Source organism: Psychrobacter sp. 1Y4, from assembly GCF_051847555.1.
Genome location: NZ_JBPYDE010000529.1, coordinates 1 through 719, shown reverse-complemented (window position 1 = coordinate 719; position 719 = coordinate 1). Strand labels below are relative to the sequence as shown.

General features: G+C 47.6%; 1 protein-coding gene. It reads right to left on the bottom strand.

Annotated elements, in window-relative coordinates:
• On the bottom strand, positions 1-719 hold a 719-nt coding region (locus ACS8FC_RS17370; protein ID WP_439297701.1), incomplete at both ends, for a D-alanyl-D-alanine carboxypeptidase.

Genomic DNA, 719 nt, shown 5'->3' with positions numbered 1-719 from the left:
AGCTGACCATAGGCAAGGGTGACATGGTAATAGCGGTGAGTCCATGTACTGTTTTTGGGGTCTTTTTGGCATTGTAAGGGGTTTCTTGTGAGATCACTTTTCCGCTCAGGGTATTACCTAGTGCTTGCCATTTAGCAGCAATGACGTGTGCCGCAAACTCTTTGGCATTAGGATACGCCACATAAAACACATGCTCGCCGCAGCTCTCCGGCAGACTGGCATTGAGTGTTAGCTGCTCCGCTTGCCACTGCGGCGATAGGCTGTAGCTTGCCTGTCCACAGTAAGCGGTACGGGTATTTATCTTATCAGGCAGCTGATAGTTTGCCAGTCGCGGCTTATAGGTCAAGCTCGCTTGGCCATTATCTGAGGGATAGGTTTTGATACCAATGGTGCTAAAGTTGACCAAAAAGCCATCAGGACTGGCGTTATAAGGGCGCAAAGGTGAGTTATCAAAAGCGGCAGGATCTTCGCTCACGTTTTTGAAGATTGCACTGTCAACGATGATGTCACCGTCGATATGACGAATACCTGAGGCTTGTACTTTATACAGCAACTCCTTCAAACGCTCGTGGTTCATTTTTGGATCGCCACTACCTTGAATGATTAAATCACCATGTAGACGGTCGCCGATGACAATACCAGTATGATAGACGCGTGTATACCATACAAAGTCTGCCCCTAGTGTGTCCAAAGCGATAAAACTAGGAACGAGTTTCATG